The sequence below is a fragment of the Anaerococcus ihuae genome (assembly GCF_928368155.1).
Taxonomy (GTDB): Bacteria; Bacillota; Clostridia; order Tissierellales; family Peptoniphilaceae; genus Anaerococcus; species Anaerococcus ihuae.
In genome coordinates this window covers 142888-152480 of record NZ_CAKMRU010000003.1, presented here as the reverse complement: position 1 = coordinate 152480, position 9593 = coordinate 142888, and the positions used below count along the sequence as shown (strand labels likewise).

6 protein-coding genes are annotated in these 9593 nt (G+C 29.9%); 3 read left to right on the top strand and 3 right to left on the bottom strand.

Translation table 11 applies throughout. The features are described from left to right. Positions 1-109: 109 nt before the first annotated feature. The 3 genes from L6653_RS07980 (at position 110) to nifJ (ending at position 6792) form a co-directional block, all read left to right on the top strand. A complete protein-coding gene (locus L6653_RS07980; RefSeq protein WP_236786586.1) occupies positions 110-1633 on the top strand; it encodes an ATP-binding cassette domain-containing protein in 1524 nt (507 codons plus the stop codon). Between the two features lie 295 nt (positions 1634-1928). Next, positions 1929-3152, top strand: a complete 1224-nt coding sequence (locus tag L6653_RS07975; RefSeq protein WP_236786584.1) for a dicarboxylate/amino acid:cation symporter — start codon at positions 1929-1931, stop codon at positions 3150-3152. Between the two features lie 106 nt (positions 3153-3258). After that, the gene (gene nifJ / locus L6653_RS07970; RefSeq protein ID WP_236786581.1) at positions 3259-6792 is read left to right on the top strand and encodes a pyruvate:ferredoxin (flavodoxin) oxidoreductase; all 3534 of its coding nucleotides are present in this window, start codon (positions 3259-3261) and stop codon (positions 6790-6792) included. 498 nt (positions 6793-7290) lie between these two features. Here the strand turns inward: nifJ and L6653_RS07965 are convergent, their stop codons facing one another. From L6653_RS07965 to L6653_RS07955, 3 genes are read right to left on the bottom strand one after another with little or no spacing between them, the layout of a single operon-like run. Next, complete coding sequence (locus tag L6653_RS07965) at positions 7291-7452, bottom strand: hypothetical protein (RefSeq protein ID WP_236786578.1); 162 nt, start codon at positions 7450-7452, stop codon at positions 7291-7293. A gap of 14 nt (positions 7453-7466) precedes the next feature. Further along, positions 7467-8594 carry a hypothetical protein gene (locus L6653_RS07960; protein WP_236786576.1) on the bottom strand — a complete coding sequence of 376 codons (1128 nt, stop codon included), beginning with the start codon at positions 8592-8594 and terminating at the stop codon, positions 7467-7469. Then, entirely contained in the window at positions 8591-9301 is a 711-nt protein-coding gene (locus L6653_RS07955; protein WP_236786574.1) for an ATP-binding cassette domain-containing protein, read from the bottom strand. Before L6653_RS07955 ends, L6653_RS07960 begins: the two co-directional genes overlap by 4 nt. Positions 9302-9593: the final 292 nt, after the last annotated feature.

The following is a 9593-nucleotide window of genomic DNA, read 5'->3' as shown; positions in this document are numbered from 1 at the left end:
GTTAAAAGTAATGATTATTTTGTTATCTTTAAAAATATAATATAAAATTTAAAAAATATAGGGTAAAATAGTAGCGAATATTTTATGTTTTAAAGAATAGGAAAAAGTTATGAAAAATAAATCAAAATCCTTTGCAACTTATCTAATAATAATTTTGATGTTAGTTCTTACTTCTTCAAGTCTTTCATTAATAGGAATATTTATGGGGAAAGTTGTAACTTCAATTTCAAATTTGAATTTGGAAGAATTTAAATCAAATCTAATAAAATTGGCAGTCTTAGTTTTGATAAATTTTATTTCTTCAAATTTAGCCTTTAGACTTAATTATATGCTGGGTATGGAAAAATTTATTGATTTAAAAAACGAGCTTTTTAAAAAGGATTTGGAAAATGTTGAGGAAATAAATATTGCAAATTATACGACCAATATTGAAAATCTATATACAAATAGGTTTATGGTAAAAATAAATTCTATAAATCTAGTCTTGACCATGTTTTTTGCTGTAATTTCTATTATTTATATTAATTTTAAACTTCTACCTATTGCAATAATTGGAGCAAGCTTACCTCTATTGATGCCCCTTATTTTAGGGAAAAATATCCAAGAAAAATCTCGAAAATTTAATGAATTTTATGATTTTTATCAAAAATATATTGGTAAAAAATTAGACCCAAAAAATGAATATTTGAGATATAAGGTTGGAGATAAGCTAATAGAAGAAAAAAGTAGGATTGAATATAAGCATGAAAAAAACAGAAAAGATTTAAAAAATATCAACACTTTTTCCAATATATCTTCCCAAAGTCTTGGTTCGATTTCATATATTTTGGTTTTTATTTTTGGTGGACTTCTTGCGTTTAAAGGAGAAATTGAAGTTGGTTCTATAATTTCAGTAGTACAGCTTATGAATTACATAGTTGAACCGGTTATAGCATTGTCTTCATTAATTTCTATGTACAATGAGTCAAAACCTATTTATGAAAATATTAAAAATACCTTAAATAAAAAAGAAATCGAGAAAAAATCCTTGGATTTATCGTCTCCAATAAATCTTTCTGCCAAAAATATTTCTTTTTCATATGTCGATAAAAAAATAATTAAAGATTTTGATTTTGAATTTTCTTATGGGAATAAGTATTTAATAAGGGGAGAATCTGGCAAGGGGAAATCAACCTTGGCAAGGATACTTTGTGGAGAAATTTCTCCGAATGAAGGAAAAATTTTGTTAAATAATGTAGACATAAAAAATTTTGATTTTAGGGACTATATCCTATATATTGACCAAAAACCTAATATTATAGATGGGGATTTGAAAGATAATATAAATTTCTATAGAAATGAAAAGGATAAAAAAATTGATTTAACTTTGTTTAATATAAATAAAAAATCAAGTGATAAAATAAGTGATAATGATGGCTTATCTGGAGGCGAGATGATGAGAATAAGCTTATTAAGATCTCTTGTTAAAACTAGACCTATTATGATTTACGATGAACCGACAGCAGCCCTTGATGACAAAAACTCAAAAGAAGTTTTAGGAAAACTTCTATCACTAGACCAAACTGTTATTATAATTTCTCACAAAATTGATGAAGATTCATTGAAAAAATTTGATGAGATTATAGATTTTTAAAAATTAGGATCTACAAATTATTTTTGTAGGTCATTTTTTATATGAATATTTATATCAATATAGGAAAACAATACCAAAAAATAATTTAGATTGATATTTAAGAGGAAAAATCAAGGATTTTATTTTTAAATAAAAGCTCTAAACCTAGGATCTTAAATAAAAAAATAACATTATTCATTTGGTTTTTAAAGAAAATTTAAAAAAACTATGAAAATGTTGACATGAAAACGTAAAACTGATATTATTTAGGTGATCTTAAGATCAATATTATTCATTTCAAGGAGGAAAAATAGAAATGAAGAAACTAGGTTTATTGCCAAGACTAATTATTGCAATCATTCTAGGTATTCTAATAGGACTTGCAGGTCAAAAAGTTGACATTTTAAAAATCCTTGTTAGATTACTAATCACTTTTAATGGTCTATTTGGCAACTTCTTAGGTTTTGTTATTCCACTTATCATCATGGGATTTGTAATCCCAGGTATAGCAGATCTAGGAGACTCAGCAGGAAAGACACTAGCAATAACAGCAGGTATTGCATATTTGTCAACCGTTATCTTTGGAACTATTACATATTTTGTAGGCAGCGTTGTTCTTCCTAACTTTATTAAAAAGGGAGCAATCTCATTTGATCCAGAGAAAAACTCAGGTAAGGCTCTAGAAAAAATATTTGAATCACCAATGGATCCAGTATTTTCTGTTACAACAGCACTTATAATTTCATTTATTTTGGGTGTTGGTATAGCAGCAGCTAAAGCTGAAGTTCTAAAAAAAGCAGTTCATGAATTCTCTGATATTATTACAAAATTGATTTCAAATGTTGTAATTCCATTATTACCATTCCACATTTGTGGTATTTTTGCAAACATGGCTTATGAAGGAACTGTAGCAGTTGTATTATCAGTATTTGCTAGAGTATTTATAATGGTATTGATACTACATTATCTAACAATTACTGCACAATTTACAATTGCAAGTTCAATGTCAGGTGGAAATCCATTCTCAAAAATCAAGACTATGATTCCAGCTTACATGACAGCTATAGGAACTCAATCATCTGCAGCAACAATCCCAGTTACACTTAACCAAACTTATAAATTAGGTGTAAACAAAGGTATAGCAGACTTTGTAATTCCTCTTTGTGCAACAATCCACTTATCAGGTTCAACAATCACATTGACATCTTGTTCATTATCAATTCTTATGCTTAATGGATCAGATGTAGGATTCCAACACATGTTCCCATTCATCCTCATGCTAGGTGTTACAATGGTAGCAGCACCTGGAGTTCCAGGAGGAGCAGTAATGGCAGCACTAGGTATTCTTCAATCTATGCTTGGATTTACAGAACCTATGACAGCTTTAATCATCGCATTATATGTTGCCCAAGACTCATTTGGTACAGCATGTAACATCACAGGTGATGCTGCTATAGCTTGTATAGTTAATAAAATCTCAGGATTTAAACTAGATCCAGCAGCAAATGCTGAATACATTGACGAATTAGTTAAGCAATAAAAAGCAATAAAAAATAGAACTCTTTTGAGTTCTATTTTTGAGCTTATGATCTTAAGACTAAATTTATGAAAAAGCATTAAAAAAAATATTAAAAAGGAGTATTTTTATGACAATAAAGAGAAGAAAAGTTACCATGGATGGTAACACGGCAGCAGCTCATGTTTCTTACGCTTTTAGTGAAGTTTCAGCTATTTATCCAATAACTCCATCTTCACCAATGCCAGAATTTATTGACAAATGGGCAGCAAACGAAAGATTGAATCTATTTGGAAACCCTGTATCTGTTACAGAAATGCAACACGAAGCAGGAGCAGCAGGAGCAGTTCACGGATCCCTTGCAGCTGGAGCACTTACATCTACATACACAGCCAGCCAAGGACTACTTCTAATGATTCCAGATATGTACAAAATTGCTGGAGAAAGACTTCCTGCAGTTTTCCATGTAGCAGCACGTTCCCTATCAACATGTTCAATCAACATGTATGGCGATCATCAAGACGTAATGGCAGCAAGAGCAACAGGATTTGCTATGCTTGCATCAGGTTCAGTTCAAGAAATTATGGATCTTTCTCCAGTAGCTCACCTTTCAGCTATAAAAGCTAGAGTTCCATTTATGAATTTCTTTGATGGATTTAGAACAAGTCACGAAATCCAAAAAATTGATGTTTGGGACTATGATCAATTTGAAGATATGGTTGATTGGAAAGCGATTGACGATTTCAAAAAGGATTCATTAAATCCACACAGACCAACCATGCGTGGTGTATTTGAAAAGAGTGGATATTTCCAAAGAACTGAAGCTCAAAATAAAGCTTACAACGGACTACCAGAAATAGTTATTGATTATATGAATAAAATCAATGAAAAAATTGGAACAAATTATTCATTATTTAATTATGAAGGTGCAGAAGATGCTACTGATATAATTGTAGCTATGGGTTCAGGTACTGATACAATTCAACAAACAGTAGAAGAATTAAACAAAGCTGGAAGAAAAGTTGGACTTGTAAAAGTACATCTTTATAGACCATTCTCAACTAAACACTTACTAGAAGCAATTCCAGAAACAGTTGAAAGAATTGCAGTTTTAGATAGAACAAAAGAAAAAGGATCAGCTGGAGAACCTCTATACCTAGATGTATTAGAAGCATTCTCAGATTCTGATAGAAATCCAAAAATAATTGCAGGAAGATATGGACTTGGACAAAAAGATACAAGACCTGCTCATATAAAATCAGTATTTGATAACCTAGCAAAAGAAAATCCTAAAAATCACTTCACAGTTGGAATTAATGATGATGTAACTCATACATCACTTGAAGTTGATGAAAGTTTCGTAATTGATGATGGAAAAACAACTCGTTGTATTTTCTGGGGAAATGGTGGAGACGGTACAGTTGGTGCAAATAAATCTGCTATCAAAATTATAGGGGACAATACAGATATGTTTGCTCAAGGATATTTTGACTATGATGCTAAAAAATCTAATGGTTTAACAATGTCTCACTTAAGATTTTCACCAAATCCAATCCATGCAGCATACTTTATAGATGAAGCTGACTTTGTATCATGCTCACCACAAGCTTATGTAAGACAATATGACCTTGTTAAAAACCTAAAAGAAGGCGGAATTTTCTTATTAAATACAATTTGGTCAGAAGATGAATTAGAAGATCACATTCCAAATTATCTATTAAAAGAAATTGCAGATAAAAATATTAAATTCTACACAGTAAACGCTTCAAAAATAGCTCAAGAAGTAGGCCTTGGACACAGAACAAACATGGTTATCCAAACAGCTTTCTTTATTCTATCAGAAGTTTTACCAATAGATGATGCAATAAAATATCTAAAAGATTCTATAGAAAAATCTTATGGAATGAAAGGTCAAGATATTGTTGATATGAACAACAAAGCAGTTGACCGTGCAAGTGAAGAATTACAAGAAATAAAAGTTAAAGAAGAATGGAAAAACCTTGGTGAAGATAGAGAAGGTGCAAATGAAAATGAACCTGACTTTATCAAAAATATGGTTAGACCAATTATAAACCTAGAAGAAGATGATCTTCCAGTTTCAACATATTTACCATATGATGATGGTCAATACATGTCAGGAACTTCAAGATATGAAAAACGTGGTATAGCTTTATTTGTTCCAGAATGGAACATAGATAATTGTATCCAATGTAACCAATGTTCATACATTTGTCCACACGCTACAATTAGACCATTCTTATTAGATGAAGAACAAAAAGCTAAAGCACCAGAAGGTTTTGAAACAAAGAAAGCTATAGGCAAAGGACTTGAAGGATACGAATTTAGAATCCAAGTTTCACCATATGATTGTATGGGATGTGGAAACTGTGTTGACGTATGTCCAGCTCCAAAGAAAGCCCTAGCTATGAAACCAATAGATGAACAAATTGAAAAACAAGCAGATAATTGGGAATTTGCTCATGGTGAAGTTGGATACAGAAATGATGAAATAGCTCCAACAAATGTTAAAAATTCACAATTTAGCCAACCATTACTTGAATTCTCAGGTGCATGTGCAGGCTGTGGAGAAACACCATACGCAAAATTAATCACCCAACTTTACGGTGATCATCAAATTATTTCAAACGCAACAGGATGTTCATCAATCTGGGGTTCATCAGTTCCATCAATGCCATATTGCACAAACAAAGACGGAGAAGGTCCAGCTTGGGCATCATCCTTATTTGAAGATGCAGCAGAATATGGTTATGGTATGCTTCTTGCAACAAAATCAAATAAATTCTTATTAGAAACATTAATGAAAAAATTCTTAGAATTAAAAGTTTCTACACCACTTAACGATGCATTCAACGAATGGTTAGAAAATAATGATGATTTTGAAGCAAGCAAAAAAGCTGCAATAAAAATTGAATCATTAATAGCAAATGAAACTGACAACGAAGAAGCCAACAAGATTATTGAAAGAATTAAAAATCTAAAAGATTATTTAGTTAAAAAATCTGTTTGGATCTACGGTGGAGACGGTTGGGCTTATGATATAGGATTTTCTGGAGTAGACCATGTTCTTGCAAGTGGTGATGACATTAATATTATCGTATTTGATACAGAAGTTTACTCAAACACAGGTGGACAAAGCTCAAAGGCAACTCCTCTTGCAGCTGTAGCAAAATTTGCAGCAAGTGGTAAAAAAGTTAGAAAGAAAGACCTTGGTTTAATGATGACAACTTATGGTTATGTTTACGTTGCACAAGTTGCAATGGGAGCAAACCAAGCTCAAACATTAAAAGCAATAAAAGAAGCAGAATCTTATCATGGTCCATCACTAATAATTGCTTACGCTCCATGTATTAACCACGGACTAAAAGCAGGAATGGGCAAGACTCAAAGAAGAGAAAAAGAAGCTGTAGCAAGTGGATATTGGCACTTATGGAGATTTAACCCACTTCTTAAAGAAGAAGGCAAGAATCCATTTACACTAGATAGTAAAGATCCTACAGAATCTTTCCAAGAATTCCTACAAGGTGAAGTAAGATACGCTTCTCTTAAAAAAGCTTTCCCAGAAGATGCAGATAGATTATATGCAGAAGCTGAAGAAGCTGCAAAAGAAAGATTAGAATCTTACAAAAAAATGGAAAATAAATAAAAAAATAAATCCTAAAAATAGCATATGAATTACTAAGTGTTTTATAATAGACCAAGAGAAATCTTGGTCTATTTTTTGTATAAAATTCAATATAAAACTCAAAATTATATCTTTGTATACAAGTTTTTAAGCTTAATCAATTTAGTAAAACTTTTATAGTTAGTAATGAATAATTTAGAAATTAAGCTTTTATCTAAGATTATTGATTAGTAAATTTAATAAAAGCTAGTGAAGATAAATTTAATAAAGGTTATAAAAATATTATATGAAAGTTTCTAAAATTTTAGACTTGTATTATTTGAGTTTTAGGTTAGATCTTTATAGGAGATATAAATAAAGTATATGTTCAGATAAAAATGTCATACTTCAAATTAAATAGAAGTACTTTATAGCAGTATATACCTAAACTTTATAATTTTTTAAATCTTAGATAAATTTAATTCAAATCAAAGTTTAAATTAAAAAGCTGCGTTTCAAAATAGAAACACAGCTTCTGATTTATTTATTTACTTCTTTATTGTTATCACTAACCATTTTATATGCAAATAAGATACCAAAGATTGCACTTATTACTGCAAAAACCATATCATTTCTTCTAAAGCAGATAAAAGCTATTACTGCACACAAAATTACCATACCAATTCTAAAAATATTTTTCATAATTCACTCCTTTCTTAAATTATTGAAAGTCCTAGAAAACTTATGATAAAAACTATAACTGAAAGTATGTACTTTCTAGGTGACTTCCATACAGCCATATCAGTTTTTTTCTCGCTTATAGTAAATTTTTTCTCTAAGATATATGAAATACTTATATCAAGGATATTTACTATTAGAAAAACTGAAATAAGTTTTATATTTAAATTATTAATGTTTAATACAAGCACTAAGCAATTTACAAATAAGAAATATATAATAAGTATAGTAAGATACTGTCTTCTTAGGCTTATATATGTATCTGGAAGTGCTTTTTCGTAAACTCTTAGTCCTTTTTCTGTTGAAAATATTGATAAAAGAGGCGAGTTTATAGTAGCTACTGCAAAGGCGAGTGCCATGTTTATTGGACTTGGTAAAAGTAGGGAAACTACTACTATTAAGATTATGATAAAAAGCGTATTAATAAGGTAAACTCTTTCTGAAAGTATAAATTTAAGAAAATAATTACCTATATTAAAACCCTTTATTAGACTGTCATTTTTACTGTTTATAAAGCATGAAGAAAAGTAAACTTTATAAACTAAAAAAATATATATAAGGCTTAAGCATAAGTAGATAAGTAGTATGTGTAAAGGATTTTCTAAGATTTGATTAAGTGGGTATAAAGAAGCTATTAAGGCAAAACCTATAAGAATAAAGAAAACTTTCTTGATTTTTTCAACATTTGTAGCATTCATAACCAAAGATAGACTACATACTATTATTACACTTATAAATATGAAAATATAAGTTAAATAATACGACCTAGATAGGTATAGAAAGATAAAAATAAAGGATAGCTTTCTAAAGATAGAATCTATGATTAAAGCCATAAGTAAGCTTAAATTTACATCTTTTCTATCATATATTAGGGCATAGTAGGGCAGGATTTTATCACTTCCAGTATATGATTTTATGAAAAAATATACTGTAGTCATTAGGGCAAAGGAGATAAAAAATACAAACCTTATTCCAAGATCAATTTTAAAAATATCAAGCTCTCTTTCTAAAAGATAGTCTCCTTCCACATAAAAAAGTACTAAAAATATTATGTATGTACCAATAGTCTTCTTATCTAGCATATCTTTAAGAAATACACGAGTCATGACTTGCTCCTAAAAACTTTCATAATATCTTCCATATCAAGGTCATCTTCTAAGATTTTTTTGTCTGAAAGTATTCCATCCTTAAGTAAGACAAGACTGTCGCAAGATTCGTTAATACTTTCTAATATGTGAGTTGACATGAAGATTGAACCGTATTTTTTGTAGTCTCTAATTATTTTGTATAAAAAGTCAGTGGATTCAAAATCAAGCCCATCTACAGGTTCATCTAAAAAAACCAAAGGAAGCTTTAAAGAAAGGGCTGCTATAGTAAAAAACTTCTTCTTGTTACCCATGGATAAATCTTTACAAGCCTTATCATAGTGTTCTTTGAAAGAAAATCCCTCTACCATATAGTCTATAAAGTCCTTATCTTCCTTCTTATTATAAGACTTATGTAGAAAGTTTTTGTATTCCTCAAAGGTCCAATACCTAAAAGAAGAATCTTCAGAAAAGACTGCTATCCTATTTTTCTTAAAATTTTTATCAGAAAAGGAAGATTCTTTATCAGAAAAAATCATCTTTTCTATGGAAAAATCAGGGTGGATGTTCATTATTGTCTTAATCATAGTAGTCTTTCCAGAGCCATTTGCCCCAACTAAGGCAAGATTTTCATTTTCCTTGATTTCAAAACTTACATCTTTTAAGATGAGATTATCTTTTTCATACCATGATTTCAATGAATCAATGGATAAAATGTTATTTTTCATAATTATAAACCTCCAGAGCATAGCTTTACTTTATTATTTCACTCAATTGTAAGGTATATGTAAAGAAATATAAAAATTAAGAAAAAATATGTAAATTTTTGATGCGGATTTAGCTAATTATTTTACAAATACTTTATTTAATCATAATTTTATTATATAATGAATCACGAGGTAAAAATATAATAAGCGCCAGATCCCTTTGGGATGACGAGGAATGGGGTTATCGAAAATTCGGCGGGTGCTCCAAAGCTTTCACAGGCTCAGTATTTAACAAAAATAAGAAGCAATTCTT

Bases quoted from the DNA above. Each gene is read 5' to 3' on its own strand.
- L6653_RS07960 (WP_236786576.1), bottom strand. From the start codon at position 8,594: ATGACTCGTGTATTTCTTAAAGATATGCTAGATAAGAAGACTATTGGT.
- L6653_RS07965 (WP_236786578.1), bottom strand. From the start codon at position 7,452: ATGAAAAATATTTTTAGAATTGGTATGGTAATTTTGTGTGCAGTAATA.
- L6653_RS07980 (WP_236786586.1), top strand. From the start codon at position 110: ATGAAAAATAAATCAAAATCCTTTGCAACTTATCTAATAATAATTTTG.
- nifJ (WP_236786581.1), top strand. From the start codon at position 3,259: ATGACAATAAAGAGAAGAAAAGTTACCATGGATGGTAACACGGCAGCA.
- L6653_RS07975 (WP_236786584.1), top strand. From the start codon at position 1,929: ATGAAGAAACTAGGTTTATTGCCAAGACTAATTATTGCAATCATTCTA.
- L6653_RS07955 (WP_236786574.1), bottom strand. From the start codon at position 9,301: ATGAAAAATAACATTTTATCCATTGATTCATTGAAATCATGGTATGAA.